This is a genomic window from Methylobacterium nonmethylotrophicum (assembly GCF_004745635.1).
In the GTDB taxonomy this organism is placed as follows: domain Bacteria; phylum Pseudomonadota; class Alphaproteobacteria; order Rhizobiales; family Beijerinckiaceae; genus Methylobacterium; species Methylobacterium nonmethylotrophicum.
Window position 1 is genome coordinate 114,106 of record NZ_SRLB01000019.1, and the last position, 18,212, is coordinate 132,317.

16 protein-coding genes are annotated in these 18,212 nt (G+C 74.1%); 9 read left to right on the forward strand and 7 right to left on the reverse strand.

Annotated elements, in window-relative coordinates; all coding sequences use genetic code 11:
- Nucleotides 1–17: 17 nt before the first annotated feature.
- From EU555_RS23790 to EU555_RS23820, 7 genes are all read left to right on the forward strand, one after another.
- Nucleotides 18–911 (forward strand): DUF2163 domain-containing protein, encoded by an 894-nt coding sequence (locus EU555_RS23790; RefSeq protein ID WP_135417701.1) that lies wholly within the window; start codon nt 18–20, stop codon nt 909–911.
- Nucleotides 904–1,368, forward strand: coding sequence for an NlpC/P60 family protein (locus EU555_RS23795; RefSeq protein ID WP_245524454.1), 465 nt, complete (start codon nt 904–906; stop codon nt 1,366–1,368). Before EU555_RS23790 ends, EU555_RS23795 begins: the two co-directional genes overlap by 8 nt.
- A 73-nt stretch (nt 1,369–1,441) precedes the next feature.
- On the forward strand, nt 1,442–5,341 hold the full coding sequence (locus tag EU555_RS23800) for a baseplate multidomain protein megatron (protein ID WP_135417702.1): 3,900 nt from the start codon (nt 1,442–1,444) through the stop codon (nt 5,339–5,341).
- Nucleotides 5,334–6,845, forward strand: coding sequence for a DUF2793 domain-containing protein (locus tag EU555_RS23805; RefSeq protein WP_135417703.1), 1,512 nt, complete (start codon nt 5,334–5,336; stop codon nt 6,843–6,845). The genes EU555_RS23800 and EU555_RS23805 overlap by 8 nt, the downstream gene beginning before the upstream one ends.
- A gap of 10 nt (nt 6,846–6,855) precedes the next feature.
- Nucleotides 6,856–7,209, forward strand: a complete 354-nt coding sequence (locus EU555_RS23810; protein ID WP_135417704.1) for a hypothetical protein — start codon at nt 6,856–6,858, stop codon at nt 7,207–7,209.
- A gap of 57 nt (nt 7,210–7,266) precedes the next feature.
- A complete protein-coding gene (locus tag EU555_RS23815) occupies nt 7,267–7,842 on the forward strand; it encodes a glycoside hydrolase family 108 protein (protein ID WP_135417705.1) in 576 nt (191 codons plus the stop codon).
- A 45-nt stretch (nt 7,843–7,887) separates the two neighbouring features.
- Nucleotides 7,888–8,157: a Pam3-gp28 family putative phage holin gene (locus tag EU555_RS23820; protein ID WP_135417706.1), complete on the forward strand. Its 270-nt coding sequence runs from the start codon at nt 7,888–7,890 to the stop codon at nt 8,155–8,157.
- A gap of 82 nt (nt 8,158–8,239) precedes the next feature.
- Here EU555_RS23820 and EU555_RS23825 read toward each other — a convergent pair whose 3' ends face one another.
- Nucleotides 8,240–9,151, reverse strand: a complete 912-nt coding sequence (locus tag EU555_RS23825) for a L,D-transpeptidase (RefSeq protein ID WP_135417707.1) — start codon at nt 9,149–9,151, stop codon at nt 8,240–8,242.
- A gap of 330 nt (nt 9,152–9,481) precedes the next feature.
- On the opposite strand from EU555_RS23825, the gene EU555_RS23830 reads away from it, so the two are divergent.
- Together EU555_RS23830 and EU555_RS23835 are read left to right on the forward strand one after the other, a co-directional pair.
- Nucleotides 9,482–9,970, forward strand: coding sequence for a Ros/MucR family transcriptional regulator (locus EU555_RS23830; RefSeq protein WP_135417708.1), 489 nt, complete (start codon nt 9,482–9,484; stop codon nt 9,968–9,970).
- A gap of 104 nt (nt 9,971–10,074) precedes the next feature.
- Nucleotides 10,075–10,389, forward strand: a complete 315-nt coding sequence (locus EU555_RS23835) for a GCG_CRPN prefix-to-repeats domain-containing protein (RefSeq protein ID WP_135417709.1) — start codon at nt 10,075–10,077, stop codon at nt 10,387–10,389.
- A 140-nt stretch (nt 10,390–10,529) separates the two neighbouring features.
- Here the strand turns inward: EU555_RS23835 and EU555_RS23840 are convergent, their stop codons facing one another.
- The 6 genes from EU555_RS23840 to hpnA form a co-directional block, all read right to left on the reverse strand.
- On the reverse strand, nt 10,530–11,561 hold the full coding sequence (locus tag EU555_RS23840) for a TIGR03885 family FMN-dependent LLM class oxidoreductase (RefSeq protein ID WP_135417710.1): 1,032 nt from the start codon (nt 11,559–11,561) through the stop codon (nt 10,530–10,532).
- 77 nt (nt 11,562–11,638) lie between these two features.
- Nucleotides 11,639–13,690, reverse strand: coding sequence for a squalene--hopene cyclase (gene shc / locus EU555_RS23845; protein WP_167858647.1), 2,052 nt, complete (start codon nt 13,688–13,690; stop codon nt 11,639–11,641).
- A gap of 56 nt (nt 13,691–13,746) precedes the next feature.
- Nucleotides 13,747–15,099, reverse strand: a complete 1,353-nt coding sequence (hpnE, locus tag EU555_RS23850; protein ID WP_135417712.1) for a hydroxysqualene dehydroxylase HpnE — start codon at nt 15,097–15,099, stop codon at nt 13,747–13,749.
- Nucleotides 15,099–15,929 carry a presqualene diphosphate synthase HpnD gene (gene hpnD, locus EU555_RS23855; RefSeq protein ID WP_135417726.1) on the reverse strand — a complete coding sequence of 277 codons (831 nt, stop codon included), beginning with the start codon at nt 15,927–15,929 and terminating at the stop codon, nt 15,099–15,101. Before hpnD ends, hpnE begins: the two co-directional genes overlap by 1 nt.
- 29 nt (nt 15,930–15,958) lie before the next feature.
- Nucleotides 15,959–16,843 (reverse strand): squalene synthase HpnC, encoded by an 885-nt coding sequence (gene hpnC, locus EU555_RS23860; protein WP_135417713.1) that lies wholly within the window; start codon nt 16,841–16,843, stop codon nt 15,959–15,961.
- Nucleotides 16,840–17,886, reverse strand: coding sequence for a hopanoid-associated sugar epimerase (hpnA, locus tag EU555_RS23865; protein ID WP_135417714.1), 1,047 nt, complete (start codon nt 17,884–17,886; stop codon nt 16,840–16,842). The genes hpnC and hpnA overlap by 4 nt, the downstream gene beginning before the upstream one ends.
- Nucleotides 17,887–18,212: the final 326 nt, after the last annotated feature.

Sequence of the window (18,212 nt, forward strand, 5' to 3'; positions counted from 1 at the left end):
CCGATCGAGCCGCGCCGATGAAGACCCTGCCGCCCGGCCTCGCGGCCTCCCTCGCCTCCGGCGCCACCACGCTCGCCTGGTGCTGGATCGTCACCCGCGCCGACGGCCTGCGCCTCGGCTTCACCGACCACGACGGCGACCTCGTGGTCGAGGGCGTGACCTGCGCCGCCGAGACGGGCGCCGCCGCCTCGGCCCTCGAACAGTCCGGCGGGCTGTCGGTCGACGGCCTCGAGGTGATGGGGGCGCTCAGCGACGGGCGCCTCGCGGAGGCCGAGCTCGCCCGGGGCTTGTTCGACGACGCCGCGGTCGCGGTCTGGCGGGTCGACTGGAGCCGGCCCGAGGACAGGGTGCTGGTGCTGTCGGGCCGCCTCGGCGAGGTGACGCGGGGGCGCACCGGCTTCTCGGCCGAGCTGCGCAGCCTCGCGGCCGCCCTCAACCGGCCGACGGGCCGGCTGTTCCAGCGCTCCTGCGACGCCGAACTGGGTGACGCCCGCTGCGGCGTCGCCCTCGCATCGGCCGCCCTCATGGCCCGCGCCGCAGTGACCGGGACGCTCTCGGCCGGGGCCTTCCGCACCGACGGTCTCGCGGCCTACGAGACCGGCTGGTTCACGGCCGGGCGCCTCGTCTGGCTCACCGGCGCCAATGCGGGGCTTGCCTGCGAGGTGCGCGGCCACAGCCGCCCGGGGCCGCTCGCGCCGCCCACCCTCGACCTGTGGCAGCCGCTGCCGGAGCCGATGGCCGCCGGCGACGCCTTCGCGGTCACCGCCGGCTGCGACAAGACCTTCCCGACCTGCGGGAAAAAATTCGCCAACGCGGCCAATTTCCGCGGCTTCCCGCACATGCCGGGCAACGACTACGCCACCGGCTACGCCCAGGCGGGGGCCGGCAACGACGGAGGCCGGCTTGCGTGAGAATCCCTCGCCCGACGATCCCTTGCCCGACCGTTCCGCCCGCATCGTCGCGCTCGCGCGGCTCTGGCTCGGCACGCCCTACCACCATCAGGCCTCGCTGCGGGGTGCCGGCTGCGACTGCCTCGGGCTGGTGCGGGGGATCTGGCGCGACCTCCACGGGCCCGAGCCCGAGCCGGTGCCGCCCTATACCCCCGACTGGGGCGAGGCCGGCGGCGCCGAGACCCTGCGCGACGCCGCCCGCCGCCACCTCGTCGAGATCGCCCCGGAGGCGGCCGGCCCTGGCGACGTGCTGCTGTTCCGCTGGCGCACGGGCGCGCCGGCCAAGCATTGCGGCATCCTGAGCGGGAAGGCGCGGATGATCCACGCCTATGACGGCCACGCGGTGCTGGAGAGCGCCGTGCCGGCGGCCTGGGCGCGCCGCGTCGCCTACGCGTTCCGGTTCCCGCCGGGTCCCTGATCTCCCGCGTCTCCCGACACACCGTCACCGGCGGCCACGAACCTGGCCGGGTGATCGACCTCGGTCACATCTCATGAGCACGCTCGTCCTCTCCTATGCCGGCCAGGCGGTCGGCACGGCGCTCGGCGGCCCGATCGGCGGGGCGGTCGGGCGGGTCGTCGGCGCCGCCGGCGGCAGCGCCCTCGACCGCGCCCTGTTCGGGACGCGCCAGAAGCCCGTCATCAATCTCGGGGCCCGGCTCGCCGACCTCTACGTCACCGCGTCCCAGGAGGGGAGCACGGTGCCGCGGGTGTTCGGGCGGATGCGGGTCGCCGGCCAGATCGTCTGGGCGACGAAGATCCGCGAGACCCAGAGCGTCGAGAAGGTGCGGGGCTCCGGCGGCAAGGGCGGGGGCTCGCAGGCAAAGACCTACAACGTCACCTACAGCTACAGCGTCTCGGTGGCGATCGGCCTGTGCGAGGGGCCGATCACCGGCCTCGGCCGGGTCTGGGCCGACGGCAAGCCGATCCGGCTCGCGGACTACGCCCACCGCCTGTATCGCGGCACCGAGGACCAGCTCCCCGATCCGAAGATCGAGGCGGTGGAGGGCAGCGCGCCGGCCTATCGCGGCCTCGCCTACCTGGTGCTGGAGGACCTCCCCCTCGGACCCTTCGGCAACCGGGTGCCGGTGATCACCGCCGAGGTGATCCGCCGGCCGCCGAGCCATGACGGCCGCCCGCGACTCGAAGACCTCGTCACCGCCGTCACGCTGATCCCCGCCATGGGCGAGTTCGTCTACGCGACCGCGCCGGTGACGGCGACCGGCCTCGGCACGCTCCAGGGCCAGAACACCGTCTCGGGCGGCGTCGACCTCGTGGCGGCCCTCGACCAGCTGCAAGAAGAGGCGCCGGCCTGCCGGCACGTCTCGCTCGTCGTCGCCTGGCAGGGCAGCGACCTGCGCCTGCCGGCCTGCCGCATCGCGCCCCGGGCCGAGACCGCCGCCAAGGCCACCACGGGTCAGGTCTGGCTCGCCGCGGGGCTGACCCGTGAAGCCGCCGGGATCGTCAGCCGCGACGCCCAGGGCAATCCGCTGATCGGCGGCGCGCCGTCCGACCTCTCGGTGGTGCAGGCGATCGCCGAGCTGAAGCGCCGCGGCCTCTCCGTCACGCTCTATCCCTTCGTGATGATGGACATCCCGGCCGGCAACGGCCTGCCCGACCCCTATGGCCGGGCGGAGCAGCCGCCCTTTCCCTGGCGCGGGCGGATCACCGGCCACCCGGCCCCGGGCCGCCCGGGCAGCGTCGACAAGACACCCGCCGCGGCCGACCAGGTCGCCGCCTTCTTCGGCACCACGCAAGGGGACGACCTCGCCTGGACCGGCACCACCGTGACGAGCCGGCGCCCGGAGGAGTGGGGCTTCCGCCGCTTCATCCTGCACTGCGCCCGCCTGGCGCAGGCTGCCGGCGGGGTCGACGCGTTCCTGATCGGCTCCGAGATGGTCGGGCTCACCACCCTGCGCTCGGGCCCTGCGACCTTCCCGGGCGTCGAGGCGCTGCGGCGGCTCGCCGCCGACGTGCGGGCGATCCTCGGCCCCGGCACGGCGCTCACCTACGGCGCCGACTGGACCGAGTACGCCAACCACCGCCCGGCGGACGGCTCGGGCGACGTGCTCTTCCACCTCGATCCGCTCTGGGCCGACCCCAGCATCGATGCGGTCGGCATCGACAACTACATGCCGCTTGCCGACTGGCGCGAGGGTTTCGACCATCTCGACGCCCAGGCCGGCTTCGCCTCTCCCTATGACCCGGCCTACCTGCGCGCCGGCATCGCGGGGGGCGAGCTCCACGACTGGTCCTACGCCACGCCGGCCGACCGGGAGGCGCAGGCCCGCACGCCGATCCGCGACACCGCGTATGGCGAGGACTGGGTCTTCCGAATCAAGGACCTGCGCGGCTGGTGGGAGAACCCCCATCGCGACCGGCCCGGCGGGGTGCGGGCGGCCGCGCCGACGCCCTGGCAGCCGCGGGCCAAGCCGATCTGGTTCACCGAGCTCGGCTGCCCGGCGATCGACAAGGGCATGAACCAGCCCAACGTCTTCCTCGACCCGAAATCGGCCGAGAGCTTCGCGCCGTACTTCTCCCTCGGCCGGCGCGACCTCGCGGCCCAGCGCGCCACCCTCGAGGCCGTGCTGGCCTACTGGCGCGAGCCGGCGAACAACCCGGTCTCGCCGGTCTATGGCGGGCGGATGCTCGACTGGGAGCGGATCGCGGTCTGGACCTGGGACGCCCGGCCGTTCCCGGATTTTCCGCGCCAATCCGGCGTGTGGCGCGACGCCGACAATTACCGGCTCGGCCACTGGATCAACGGCCGCCTCGGCCTCGCCCCCCTCGCCGATGTGGTGGCGGAGCTCTGCGCCGGGGTGCCGGCGGACGTCTCGGGCCTGTTCGGGATGGTGGAGGGTTACGCCATTACCGAGCCGAGTTCGGCCCGCGCCGCCCTCGCGCCGCTGCAGCAGGTGTTTCCGTTCGAGGCGGCGGAGAGCGGCGAGCGGGTGGTCTTCCACCCGCTCGCCCGGCCGCCGGCCCTGGCGCTCGCGCCCGACACCCTGGCGGCGGGGCGGGACGGGGCCTCGGACTACACCCGCAGCCGGGCCGAGGCCGGGGCGCTGCCCGGCAGCGTCGCCCTGTCCTACCTCGATCCCGGCCGCGACTACCGCAGCGCCACCGTCGAGGCCCGCCGCTCCGGCCTGCCGGCGCGCACCACCGTGAGCGTGCCGCTCGCCCTCGACGAGGGCGCCGCCGCGGGCGTCGCGCAGGGCCTCCTGCAGCGCGCCGCCCTGGAGCGCGAGGCCCTGTCGGGCACGCTGCCGCCCTCCTGCCTCGCCCTCGATCCCGGGGACGTGATCGCCCTCGCGATCGACGGCCGCCGCAGCGAGTACCGCCTCACCCGGATCGGCCTTGAGGCGGGCCGGCCGTTCGAGGCTGTGCGGACCGAGGCCGGGCTGCAGGGCGCCCCCGATGGCGGCGTGAGCCGCCGCGACCCCGACCCGCCGGCGACCGCCGGCGTCGGCCTCGTCGCTTTGCTCGACCTGCCGACCCTGCGGGCCGGACCCCAGCCGCTGCTCGTCGCGGCCTATACCGGGCCGTGGGCGCCGCTCGCCGTCGAGATCGCCCCGGAGGACGGGTCCTTCGCGGCGGACGCCGCGATCCCGGCGCCGACGATCATCGGGCGCCTCACCGCGCCGCTCGCCGCCGGCCCGGCCCATCGCTGGGACCGGCTGAACGCCCTCGAGGTCGAGCTGCCCCGCGGGGCGCAGCTCGCGGCGGCGAGCGAGCGGGCGGTGCTCGACGGCGCCAACGTCGCGGCGGTGGAGACGCCGGCCGGGCGCTGGGAGGTGCTGCAATGGGCCGAGGCCCGGCTCACCGGCCCCGGCCGCTACCGCCTGACCCGCCTGCTGCGCGGCCAGCTCGGCAGCGACGCCGACGGGGTCGCGCTGCTGCCGGCGGGCAGCCGCTTCGTGGTGCTGGGCGAGAGCCTCGTGCCCTCCGGCCTCGATCCCGCCGAGCGGCGGCCGTACCTCGTGCGGATCGGCCCGCAGGGGCGCCCGCCGACGGACCCGTCCTGGATCGGCCTCCGGATCGTGCCGCAGGCCGTCGCCCTGCGCCCCCTCGCGCCGGTCCAGGCCCGCCTGCGCCGGATCGGCAACGGCGACCTGCGCCTCACCTGGATCCGCCGCACCCGGATCGGCGGCGACCCCTGGGAGCAGGCCGAGGTGCCGCTCGCCGAGGAGAGCGAGGCCTACGAGATCGACCTCCTCGACGAAGCCGGTGCCGTGCGGCGCACCCTGCGCAGCGGAGTGCCGGCCCTGACCTACGCGGCGGCGGAGCAGCGGGCCGATTTCGGCGGCCCCGTCGCCCGCCTGAGCCTCGCCCTCCATCAGGTCTCGGCCGCTTACGGCCGCGGCGCGCCCCTGCGGATCACCCTCGATGCCTGACGCGACCCAGAACCTCGCCCTGCCGCTGATGGCGGCGGCGCAGAGCCAGAAGCACGTCACCCACAACGAGGCGCTCCTGCTCCTCGACGCCCTGGTGCAGCTCGCCGTGCTCGACCGCGACCTCGGCGCGCCGCCGGCGAGCCCGGCCGAGGGCGACCGCTACATCGTCGGCCCGAGCCCGACCGGGCTCTGGAGCGGCTGGGCCGGCCGCGTCGTCCGCTGGCAGGACGGCGCGTGGCAGCCGACGGCGCCGCGCCCGGGCTGGCTCGCCTTCGTGGCGGACGAGGCCGATCTCTGCACCTATATCGGCACCGCCTGGGTGTCGTTCCGCGCCACCCTGACGGCGCTGCAGAACCTCGCGCGGCTCGGCATCGGCACCACCGCGGACGCCCAGAACCCCTTCGCCGCCAAGCTCAACAAGGCGCTCTGGACCGCGCTGACCGTGCCCGAGGGCGGCACCGGCGACCTGCGCACCACCCTCAACAAGGAAGCTCCCGGCAACACCCTCTCGGTCCTGTTCCAGTCCGGCTTCTCCGGCCGGGCCGAACTGGGCTTGACCGGCGACGACGACCTGCGCCTCAAGGTCTCGGCGGATGGCGGCACCTGGCGGGAGGGCTTCCGGGTCGACCGCGCCAGCGGCGGCCTCGACCTCACGGCCGCGGAGGCAACCCTTGCGGTCGCCGCCACGGTCGACCTCGGCGCGGCGCCCGCCCTCAAGGTCGCCATCACCGGCACCGGCACCATCACGAGCTTCGGCACGAGCCCGAACCGCCTGCGCCTGCTGCGCTTTTCCGGCGCCGCGACCCTCACCCACAACGCCGCGAGCCTGGCGCTGCCCGGCGCAAGCACCCTCGTCACGGCGGCCGGCGACACCGCGCTCGCCACCTCGGACGCCTCCGGCAACTGGACGGTGCGGCATTACGCCCGCGCCTCCGGCAAGCCGGTCACCGGCCCCGCCGCGGCCGACGTCACCGATGCCTCGGCCACCGGCCGCAGCGTCCTCACCGGCACGGCGGCGCAGGGTGCGACGGCGCTCGGGCTCGGAACGGGCAGCAGCCCGACCTTCGCAAGTCTCGTGCTGAACGGCAACGCCGCGCTGGCCTCCGCCCTCCCGTTCTACCAGATACGCAACACCGCGGCCCCCACCGATCAGAAGCTGTGGGAGTACTATATCGACACGACCGGGAAGCTGATCTTCCGGACGGCCAACGACGCATATAACGCAGCGTCGAATTGGCTCGAGGTGTCGAGGACGGGCGTCACGCCGGCAGGGGCGAACTTCCTGTTGCCCGTCACCGTCGGCTCGACCGTGAAGCCGGCCTCCTACACCGTCGCCACCCTGCCCACGGCCGGCATCGCGGGGCGGATCGCCTACGCGAGCAACGGCCGAGCCTCCACCGGCGCTGGGACATTCGAGGCGGCGGGCGCGGGCACGGGGGTCCTGGTCACCGACAGCGGCAGCGCCTGGCGCGTCGCCGGCACCACCCAGACAGTCCAGGCGTAGGGAGGCAACCGTGGCCGAGATGACGAAGTGGCTCGAGGGATTCGTCTACCGCGGTCGCCCGCCGTGGGTGACGGAAGCGCCCGCCTGGCACGTCGAGATCGGGCGGTGCGTCGAGGACGATGACGGCGGGCGCGAGATGCTGATGCCTCTCACGCTGACGCCCGAGCAGGCCGCGGCCGCAGGCTTCCCGCTGCCGGCCGTGCTGGCAGCGATCGATGTGGCGGCGTTGGCGGACCGGGACGCGGCCCTCGCCGAGGCGGCGGCCCTGCGGAGCGAGCGCGATGCCCTGGCGGCGGAACTGGCGGCGCGGCGTGCCGCGGCGAGCGAACCCGAAACGGCGGCCTCGGACAAGGCCGCCCTCTGACCCCCGACCGCAGCGCCACCCGGCCCGGTCCTGACACCCGACAACCTGGAGATCCCGATGGCCGCGTCGTCCTACGACCGGGCGCTCTCGCTCGTCCTGAACCATGAAGGCGGATGGTCGGACGACCCCGCCGACCCGGGAGGCGCCACGAACCTCGGCGTCACCATCGGCACGTTGAGCCTGTGGCTCGGCCGGCCGGCGACGCGCGCGGAGGTGCGGGCGCTGACGCCGGCTTCCGTGGCGCCGATCTACCGCCGGCGCTTCTGGGACGCGATCGAGGGCGACGCGCTGCCGGCGGGGCTGGATGTCGCGCTGTTCGACTTTTCGGTGAACAGCGGCCCGCGGCGGGCGGTGATCGGGCTGCAACGGGCGCTCGGCATCGCCGACGACGGCAAGCTCGGTCCTGTGACGCTGGCGGCGCTTTCGGGCCGGGACGTGCCGGGGCTGGTGAACGCGCTGTGCGACGGACGGCTGACGTTCCTGCGGGCCTTGTCGACCTGGCCGCGGTTCGGGCGGGGCTGGGGCCGGCGGGTCGAGGAAGTACGGGCCGCGGCACTCTCGCTCCACGCCGCCTCCGGTCGGCCCGCCGCGCCGACGGCCTGCCCCGCCTGCGGCAGGCCGGCCGCGGCCTGACCCTCGCCATCGCTCTCGCCTCGATGCTTCCAGCAGGAGATCGCCATGAACCAGGAACAGCTCACCACGTTGCTGCGCACCCTGCTGCAATTCGGCGGCGGAATCGCCGTCGGGCGCGGCTGGCTCGATGCCGACACCGCGACCGCGCTGACCGGCGCGCTGGTGACGCTCCTCGTCACCGCCTGGGGCCTCTACGTGCGGCGCAATGCCGGCCTCGTCGCCGCCGCGGCCGCGGTGCCGGCCGTCGCGGCGATCCTGGCCGACCCGGCGACCGCGCAGGCGATCCCGAACGCCAAGGTCCGGCCGTCGGCGTAGCGGATGCTTCTGTTCCGGGTGGCCCCCCGTCCTGCGGCGGCCCTGAACCCTCCGGACTGCGCAGCCGGAAGGCTGCCGGTCCTCAGCTCAGCACCACCACCTGCGCGCCCACCGGCACCCGGGCGTAGAGGTCGATCGCATCCTGGTTGATCATCCGGATGCAGCCCGAGGAGACGCTGCGGCCGATGCTCTCCGGCTCGGTGGTGCCGTGGATGCGGTAGAGCGTGTCCTTGTTGTTCTGCCACAGGTAGAGGGCGCGGGCGCCCAGCGGGTTGCGCGGGCCGCCCGGCACGCCGAGCCCGCTCTGCAGCTGCGACACCTGGCGGGCCAGCGCCGGCTGGCGGGCGATCATCTCCTTGGGCGGGTACCAATCCGGCCAGGCCTGCTTGGAGTTGATGGTGGCCGCCCCCGTCCAGGCGAAGCCCTGTCGGCCGACGCCGACGCCGTAGCGGCGCGCCCGGCCGCCCTCCTGGATCAGGTAGAGGTGGTGCGCCCGCGGATCGACCACGATCGTGCCGGGCGCGTAGCGGCCGCCATAGGCGACCTCCTGGCGCAGGAAGGAGGGGTTGGCCCGCCGCCAGCGGAAGGCCGGCACCGGGAAGGGCTCGGTGTCGAGGGCCGCGTAGGCGCGGGCGAAATCGATCGGCCCGTCATCGACCACCACGGCGGCGTTCGGATCGACGGCGCCCTGGGGCGGGGCCACCGCGCGCCGGCCGGACGGGTTGCCCCAGAAGGAATCCTCCTCCGGCGGCTCGGCGGGGACGGGCGCGCCGCGATACGGGTCCGCGGCCTGCCCCCGCATGTCCTGGCCGCGCGTGTCGTAGAACGTGCCGTCCTCCGCCGGGACGGGGGGGCGGGCGCGCCGGCGCCGGGCAGGGGCGAAATCCTCGTCCGTCCAGGCGAGGGCGGGGCGCGGCAGCGCGCCCGCCAGCAGCGTCGAGGCGAGGCCCGCGGCGGCGCCGGTGACCAGGAGGCGGCGGTTCGGGTCGGTCATGGGAGGTCTTGACGATCGCGCTGACAGGAACGGGGCGCCGGATGGCGCAATGCAGCAGACAGCTAGGGCATTTCCCCCCGGAGGGGAAACCGCCGGTCGTAAAAAAACCGTCCGGACCAACGGTCTAGCGCCGGATCCGGGCGACTGTGGCGCCGCTGCCGCCCTGGCCGCCCGGATCCGGCGCGATGCCATGCCGCATGACCAATCGCGTACAATACTTTTTCTGTGCGGTATCGCGACTGACGAATTCTGTTGTCGCGCATATCCTCCGTGGTTGACGCTTGCGAATTCACGTGGCCTCCTGAGCCGGTCACTTCGATCCGGTGCGCCATGACCAACGATGACCCCACCCGGTCGCTCGATCTGATCGAGCTCGCTGCCGATGTCGTGTCGGCCTACGTGGCGAACAACTCCGTTCCGGCGGCGGAAATCCCGGGGCTGATCGCGGCGGTCCACACCTCCCTGAGCCATCTCGGGGAGGCGCCCGCGCCGGAGCCCGAGAAGGCGACCCCCCCGGTGCCGATCCGCAAGACCGTGACCCCGGACCACATCATCTCGCTGGAGGACGGCAAGCCCTACAAGACGCTCAAGCGTCACCTGGCCGGGCGGGGACTCACGCCCGAGCAGTACCGGCAGAAATGGGGGCTGCCGCCGGACTACCCGATGGTGGCGGCCAACTACGCCGCCCAGCGCTCCGAACTCGCCAAGAGCTCGGGCCTCGGCCAGAGCCGGCGCAGCCGCGGCGCGGCCCTGCGGGCGGCGGCCGACCCCGTGGTCACCGGGCCGGCTCCGGGCGAGCGCCGCGGCCGGCGCCGCTGAGCGGGGACCGACCGGCGCGCTCAGCGTGCATTCAGGTCGTTAGGTCTTATCCTGCGCGGGCAGGCGGCCCTCGTGGCTGCCTTCACCTCAGGAGAGATCCCACGATGATGCACGTCAAGGTGCTCGGGATGGCTGCCCTGGTTGCGGGCGGTCTGGGCCTCGCGTCGGCCGTGCAGGCCGCCCCGATCGGCGTCGGCGCCGCGGGCGCGCTCGCGACGGAGGCGGGCGTGACGCCGGTGGCCGGCGGCTGCGGCCCGGGCTTCGTCCCGAACCGCTTCGGGTTTTGCCGCCCGTTCTACGGGCCGCGCCCCTTCTACGGACCGCGGCCGTTCTATGGACCCCGCTACGGCTTCTACGGCCCGCGGCCGTACTGGCGTCGCCCCTATTACGGCCCCCGCCGCTTCTACTACGGCTACTGATCCCTCCGGCGCGACCGGCGCCGGCGCGGCGGGCGGACAACCGCGGACGAGAACGAGGCGCCCGACCGGCCGGTCGGGCGCCTCGACGCGTTTTCGGGGCCGGCCGAGGGCCGCCGGTCGCGGCGCGAGCCCGCGCAGGCCTATCCCGCGCGCGCCGCCGGCTTGCGCCCGAACGGGTCGAACTCGATCACCGGCGCCTTGCGGCCGCGTAGCGCAGGCAGCACCCGCTCGCCGAAGGCGTCGATGAAGGCCGGCTGGCTGCCGCCGACCTGATGCAGGTCGATGCTGTCGAAGCCGAGCGCCGCGCAGGCGGCGATGCGATCGGTGAGCGCCGGCAGGTCGTGGGAGATCAGCACCGCCTCGTGCATGTCCTCGGGCCGCAGGAAGCGGGCGGCGGCCTCGAAATCGGCCGGGCGGGGCAGCTCCCAGGCCACCGCCGCCGGCAGGGCGTTGAAGCGCCACTCGGCATGGGCCTGGTGCAAAGCCTCGGCCGGGTCGGGGGCGTAGCTCAGGTCCATCTTGAGGAAGACCGGCTTGTCGGCGCCTCCGCTCTCCCGGAACGCGTCGACGATGGGACCCAAGGCCTCCGGGCTCGTCCCGACGGTGAGGAGCCCGTCGGCCCAGGTGCCGAGCCAGGCGGCGGTCTCGACGCTGGTCGCCGCACCCACGAGGCGGGTCGGGGTCTCGGGCAGCGACCACACCTTGGCGTCGATCGCGGTCAGGCGGCCGCGCTGGGTCACGGTCTCGCCGGCGAGGAGCGCCCGCATGATCTCGGCGCCTTCCCGCAGGCGGGCGTTGCGCTCGGCCTTGTCGGGCCATGGCCCGCCGGTGGCACGCTCGTTCATCGCCTGGCCGCTGCCGAGGGCCACCCACGGCACCCTCCCTGGGAACATCTGCCCGAGGGTCGCCACGGCCTGGGCCAGCACGACGGGGTGGTAGCGCCACCCCCCCGGCACCGAGATGATCCCGAAGGTCAGCCGCTCCGTCGCCTGCAGGGCGGCGCCGAGCCAGGCCCAGGCGAAGCCGGACTCGCCCTGGCTCGGCGACCAGGGCTGGAGGTGGTCGGACGAGAAGGCCCCGTCGAAGCCGGCCTGCTCGGCGCGCTGCGCGAGCGCGAGCAGCGCCCGGGGCGGGCACTGCTCGTGGGAGACGTGGTAGCTGTACAGGGTCATCGCGAGGCTCCGGCCCGTGAATGCCCGAGCAGAGGCGGTCGTTCCGGCAGGGCGCGGTTGCGCCACGGGCGCCCCCGCTACATCCCGACCGCGACCCGGCGGCTGTTGCCCCGCTGGAGGTTGCGGTAGCGCGCCAGCGCCCAGAGCGGGAAGAACTTCGCGTAGCCGTGGTAGCGCAGGTAGAACACCCGCGGGAAGCCGGTGCCGGTGTAGAACTCCTCGCCCCACAGCCCGTCCGCCCCCTGCGTGCGGGCGAGGTAGTTGATCCCGCGGGCCACGGCCGGGTTGTCGGCCTCGCCCGCCGCCATGAGGGCGATCAGCGCCCAGGCGGTCTGCGAGGCGGTGCTCGCCGCCCGCTCGTAGCCGCGATACTCGATCTTGTAGCTCGCCGCGTCCTCGCCCCAGCCGCCATCCGGGTTCTGGATCGAGACCAGCCACTCGACCGCCTTGCGTATCGGCGCGGAGGCCGGGTCCTGGCCGGCGGCGTTGAGCGCGCAGAGCGCCGACCAGGTGCCGTAGATGTAGTTCATGCCCCAGCGGCCGTACCAGCTGCCGTCCTCCTCCTGGTCGGCGAGCAGGTAGTCGACGGCCCGCGCGAGGGCGGGGCTCGTCGCCTTGGTCTCGCCGAGCTGGGCCAGCATCGAGATGCAGCGGGCGGTGACGTCGGCGGTCGGCGGGTCGAGCAGGGCGCCGTGGTCGGAGAACGGGATGTAGTTCAGGTAGTGGTAGGTGTTGTCGGCGTCGAAGGCGGCGAAGCCTCCGTCGCGGCTCTGCAGGCCCTCGATCCACTCCCGGGCCCGGGCGATCGACTGGGTGTAGTCCGATCCGCCCTCGCCGGGGCCGAGGCGCGTCCGGGCCCGGTCCATCGCCATCGCCACCACGGCGGTGTCGTCGAGGTCGGGATAGTGCGGGTTGTTGTACTGGAACGCCCAGCCGCCCGGGCGCACGTCCGGCTTGCGGGCCGCCCAGTCGCCCTTGATGTCGAGGACCTGAAGGGGCTTCAACCATTCGAGGGCCGCGCGGGCCTGGCGCTCGGCCTCCGGCCCGCCGGCCTCCATCAGGGCATGGGCGGCGAGCGCCGTGTCCCAGACCGGCGACAGGCAGGGCTGGACGTAGGCCTCGTGCTCCTTGACGGTGACGAGCTTCTCCACCGCCGAGCGCGCCGTCACCACCAGCGGGTGGTCCTCCGGGTAGCCGAGCGCCTCGTACATCAGCACCGAGTTGGCGATCGCCGGGAAGATGGCGCCCAGGCCGTCCTCGCCATTCAGGCGCTCGCTCACGAAGGCCACGGCCTTGTCGAGGGCCTTGGCCCGGGGACCGGCCGGGAAGGCGGGCTCGACCACCCGCAGGATGTCGTCGATGACCGCGAAGACCGGGCGCCAGGGCGAGGATTCCTGGGCGCCGGAGGGCCAGCGCCGGACCCGCTCGGGCTCCTGGGTGAACAGCTCGCGCACGCCGATCCCGCGCGGGTTCTTCGCCCGCGGCTTCTTCGCCTGCAGCACGAAGAGCGGCACCATCACGGTGCGGGCCCAGTACGACACCTTGTCGAGGTGGAACGGGAACCACCGCGGCAGCAGCATCACCTCGACCGGCATCACCGGCACGGCGCTCCACGGCACCTCGCCGTAGAGGGCGAGAAGGGTGCGGGTGAAGACGTTGGCGTGGGCCGCGCCGCCCCGCTTCAGGATCGCGTCCCGGGCCCGGCGCATATGCGGAGCGTCGGGGGAATCGCCGATCATCTTGAGGGCGAAGTACGCCTTGACGGTCGCGCTGATGTCGAGCGGCCCCTCGTGGACGAGCGCCCAGCCGTGATGCAGCGCGCTCTGGGTCCGGCGCAGGTAGACGGCGATCTTCTCTTCCAGCTCCCGCTCGGGCACCGAGCCGCGGAAGTGATGGTAGAGGATGTACTCGGACGGGATGGTGGCATCCGCCTCGAGCTCGAAGCACCAGTGCCCGTCGGCATGCGCCAGCTGCACCAGCGCCCGGGACGCCGCCGACACCCGCCGCTCGACCTCGTCGAGGGTGACGTTCTGCGTGCTCTTGCGGTGCAACGTCTCGACCTTGCCCACGGTGTCTCTGCCTTCCTCTCCGGCGCGCGGCTCCACCGGCCGCCCTGACGATCGCTTCATTCGGCGGCGCACAAACGCCGCCCACGCCCACGCTGTTCCGGAACCGGGCCGTCGCGTCAAGCGGCTCCGCGCAACGCAGCGTTGACGCCGGTGCGAGCACCGGTGCCGGTGCGAGCACCGGTGCCGGCGCCCGCACCGATGCCCGTCCCGAGCAAGACCTGAGCCGCGCTCGCTCCGGACCGGATCGCCCCCTCGATGGTGGAGGGCAGCCCCGTCGCCGTCCAATCTCCGGCAAGCGCGAGATTGGGACAGTGCGTGCGCGCACCCGGCCGACGCGCGGCCTCGGCCGGCGTCGCCGCGAAGGTAGCGCGCTTCTCCTTGACGATCTGCCAGCGCGGCAGCGGCTCGCCCGCGAAGCCGGAGAGCCGCGAGACCTCGTCCCAGATCGTGCGGGCGAGGTCGTCCCGCGGCACGTCGAGCAGGCGGTCGGCGCCGCTGATCGTCACCGAGAGCCGGTCGGGATAGGAAAAGAGCCACTCGGTGACGCCGCCGACGACGCCGAGCAGCAGCGGCGCCCCCGGCTTCGGGGGAATCGCGAAATGGGCGTTGACGATCGAGCGGTGGCTCTGCGGCGTCTCCAGGCCCGGCATCAGGTCGGCGGCGACCCATGCCGGCAGGGCCAGGACCGCCGCATCGTCGGGCCCGAGCTCCTCCGCGCCGTCCGAGAAGTCGAGGCGGGTGAGCCGCCCGCCCTCGATCCCGAGTGCCCGCAGGCGCCGCCCGAAACGGACCTCGGCACCCGCCTTCTCCAGGGCCGCGAGGGCCGGATCGACGAAGGCCGCCGACAGGCCTTCGACCGCCACCAGCGGCCGGCAGGCGCGGCCACCGGCACCCAGCGTCTCGCGCAGGATGGTGGCGGCCAGCCCCGCGTCGCTCTCCTGCGGCTCGGTGTTGAGGGCGGCCAGCAGCACCGGGCGCCAGAGCCGGTCCCAGAGCAGGCCCTCGCAGGCCATGCTCTCGCCGATCGTCGCGGCCCGCGTCGCGCCCCGGAAGATGCCGAGCGGCGCGAGGTAGTCGCGGGCGCGGCTCCCCGGCACCCGGCGGCGGGCGTCCAGCACCCACCAGGGCAGGCGCCCGGCATTCGGCCGCAAGGTCCAGCGCTCGCCGGTGGCCAGGTCGGCAAAGGCGAAGGCGGCCTCGTCGGGCCCGGCGAGCACGCCGTCGGGCGCGCCCGCCAGCTTCAGGAAGTCGAGGGCGTCGCGGTTGCCCGATAGGAGCAGGTGGTTGCCGTTGTCGATGGTCAGCCCGAGGGCCGGATCGAAGTAGGAGCGGCAGCGGCCGCCGGCCTGCTTGGCCGCCTCGTGCACCACGACGCGCCGGCCCGCCGTCGCGAGGCGCAGGGCCGCCGAGAGGCCGGCGAGGCCGGCCCCGAGCACGTGGACCTTCGGGACGTGAACGGTGCTGCTCATCAGACGATCGCGTGACGCAGGAGGACGCCGATCAGCGCGAGCTTGCCGGGCTTGACCCTCGCCCGGGGCGCCGCCCAGCCGCGCCGGCGCAGCCCGACGAGGATCAGGTGATAGGCCGCTCCCATGATCCGGGGCGCCTTGGTGGCCCGGCGCGGCTCACGGTCCATGATCGCCCAGGCCGCATCGTAATGCGCTTGCGCCTCCTCGGCGAGGCGGGCGCAGACTTCACCCAGGCGCGGATGCGCGAGCGCCGTCTCCGGCGTCGGATGGGAGAGGCCGATCCCCGCCAGCGGCTCGGCCGGCAGGTAGAGCCGGCCGCGCTCGGCATCCTCGTCGATGTCGCGCAGGATGTTGGTGAGCTGGAGCGCCCGGCCGAGATGGTGGGCGAGCTTGATGCCGGGCTCCTCGGACAGGCCGAAGATCCGCACCGAGAGCCTCCCGACGGCGCTCGCCACCCGGTCGCAATAGAGGTCCAGGGTGGCGGAGTCAGGCGCCACGATGTCGGCCTCGGCGTCCATCGCCATGCCGTCGATCACCGCTTGGAAATCCTCGCGCCGGAGCCCGAACTGGCGCACCGGGCCGACGAGGGGTTGCGTCCGCGGCACCGGCCGGCCGGCATAGAGGGCGTCGATGTCGGCGCGCCAGCGGTCGAGCTCGGCCGCCCGCACCTCGCGGGCGCCGCCGTCGTCGGCGACGTCGTCGACGGCGCGGCAGAAGGCGTAGACCGCGTACATCGCGTCGCGCTGCGCGGCCGGCAGCAGCCGCATGGCGGTGTAGAACGACGAGCCGGCGGCCGGCAGGGCCGGGGCGGCGTCGGCCGGCGCCTCCATCCGGGGCGTCGGCTGGGAGGCGAGGGCGGTCACGGGCGGGCTCCCCGCAGGGCCGGGTGGAGGTGGCGGCGGAACGGCCGCCGGGCGAGGGTCGTGGCGGCGGCGCCGAGCGCGGTGAGCGCGAAGGCGGCCTTGCCGTGATGCACCGTCTCGCTCAGCGGATCGCGCACGGTGAGGCCGCGGGCGAGCAGGACCGCGAGGCGGTGGATCGCCGCGATCTCCAGGCTGAGCCGGGTGTCGTCGATGAGGTCGGGCAGGGGCCGGCCCTCCTCGAGGAGGTCGAGGCAGCGTTGCGCCAGCTCGGCGATCACGGCGCGGAGCGCCGGGGTGGCGCGCTCGGCACCCAGGTCCTCGATGCGGGCGCCGTGCTTCTCCAGGGTCTCGCGCGGCAGGTAGACCCGGTCGATGCTCCGAAAGTCCTTGGCGCAATCCTGCAGGTGGTTGATCACCTGCAGCGCGGTGCAGATGGCGTCCGAGGTCGGCCAGGTGCGGCCCGGATCCTCGCCATGGACGTCGAGGACGAAGCGGCCGACCGGCACCGCGGAGTAGCGGCAGTAATGCGCCAGCTCGTCCCAGGTCTCGTAGCGCGACTTGTGCGCGTCCATCCGGAAGGCGTCGAGCAGTTCGAGGGCGTGGCGGGGCGGCAATCCGCGCTCGGCGAGCGAGCGGCGCAGGGGCGCGGCCTCCGGATCGTCTGGCCCCCGCCCGGTCAGCGCGTCGGCGAGGCCGTCGAGGAGCGCGACCTTGCGCTCCGGCGACAGCCCGGCATTGTCGGCGACGTCGTCGCCGGCGCGGACGAAGTAGTAGAAATCGAGGATCGGGCCGCGGTGGCGCGGATGGATCAGGTGCGAGGCGACCGGAAAGTTCTCGTCCCGGTGCCCCTTGCCGGAGCGCGCCTCGGTGGCGGTTGTCATCGGATGTATCCAGCCTGACGGAACCAGGCGACGGCATCAGTGAGGCCGTCGCGGTAGGGCCGGGCCGCGTAGCCGAGCTCGGCCCGGGCCTTGGCGTCGGAGAAGAACATCCGGTAGCGCGACATCCGGATGCCGTCGATGGTGGCGAGCGGCGCCTTGCCGGTGATCCGGGCGGCCAATTCGGACACGAAGGCCACCGGATAGACCGCCGCCCGCGGCAGCCGCACGGTCGGGGGCTTTCGCCCGACGAGGCCGGCGATGTCGGCGAGCATGCGCGACAGGAGCACGTCCTCTCCCCCCAGGATGTAGCGCTCGCCGATGCGGCCCTTGTGCAGGGCCAGCAGATGGCCCCTCGCCACGTCGTCGACATGGGCGAGGTTCAAGCCCGTATCGACGAAGGCCGGCATCTTGCCGTTGGCCGCCTCGACGATGATCCGCCCGGTCGGCGTCGGCTTGACGTCGCGCGGGCCGATCGGGGTCGAGGGATTGACGATCACGGCCGGCAGGCCGTCGCGGGCCACCATCTCCTCGACCACCCGCTCGGCCACCACCTTGCTGCGCTTGTAGGCGCCGATGGCGGTCTCGGGCGTCAGCGGCCGGGTCTCGTCGGCGGGCGTGCCGTCGTCGTGCGGCTTGATGGTGGCGACGCTCGACGTGTAGACGATCCGCTCGACGCCCGCGTCCAAAGCCGCCCGCATCAGGGTCCGGGTGCCGTCGCGGTTGGTGCGGACGATCTCGTCCGGGTCCGGCGCCCAGAGCCGGTAATCCGCCGCGGCGTGGACGAGGTAGCGCATGCCGCGCATTCCGGCCGCCGCGGCCTCCGGATCGCGCATGTCGCCCTCGACGATCTCGACGTCGGGCCAGGTCAGGTTGGTGCGCGGGCTCGTGGCGCGCACCAGAATCCGCACCGGGAATCCGGCGGCCCGGAACACGTCGACCAGGGCGGGCCCGAGGAAGCCGCTGGCGCCGGTGATCAGCACCGGGCCGGCCTCGATACCGGGGCCGGACGGGGTGGGCGCGGGACGGTGCTGGGCCTCGGTCATGCGTTCCTTCTCGGCGGCTCGGGCGGCACGCCCGATCGTCCGTCCGTCGCTCACTTCGGGAAGCCGGGCCGCTTCTGCCAGCCCGGCGCCAGGCCCGCAAGGCGCAGGCAATTCGATCGCGGGAGAGCGTGCCGCCCGCGCATCAGCATCCCGACCCCGGGATGATTCCCAGGCCCGGGTTGATGTCGCCCGATGAGACGGCCTCAGGCGAGGCGCAGGCGCCCGCCGCGCTCGGCCGCCGACTCGCGGGCCGGCAGGGCGGCCTCGACCGCCTTGACGATCGAGGCTGCGTCGAGACCGGCCTGCGCGTACATCCGCTCCGGCGT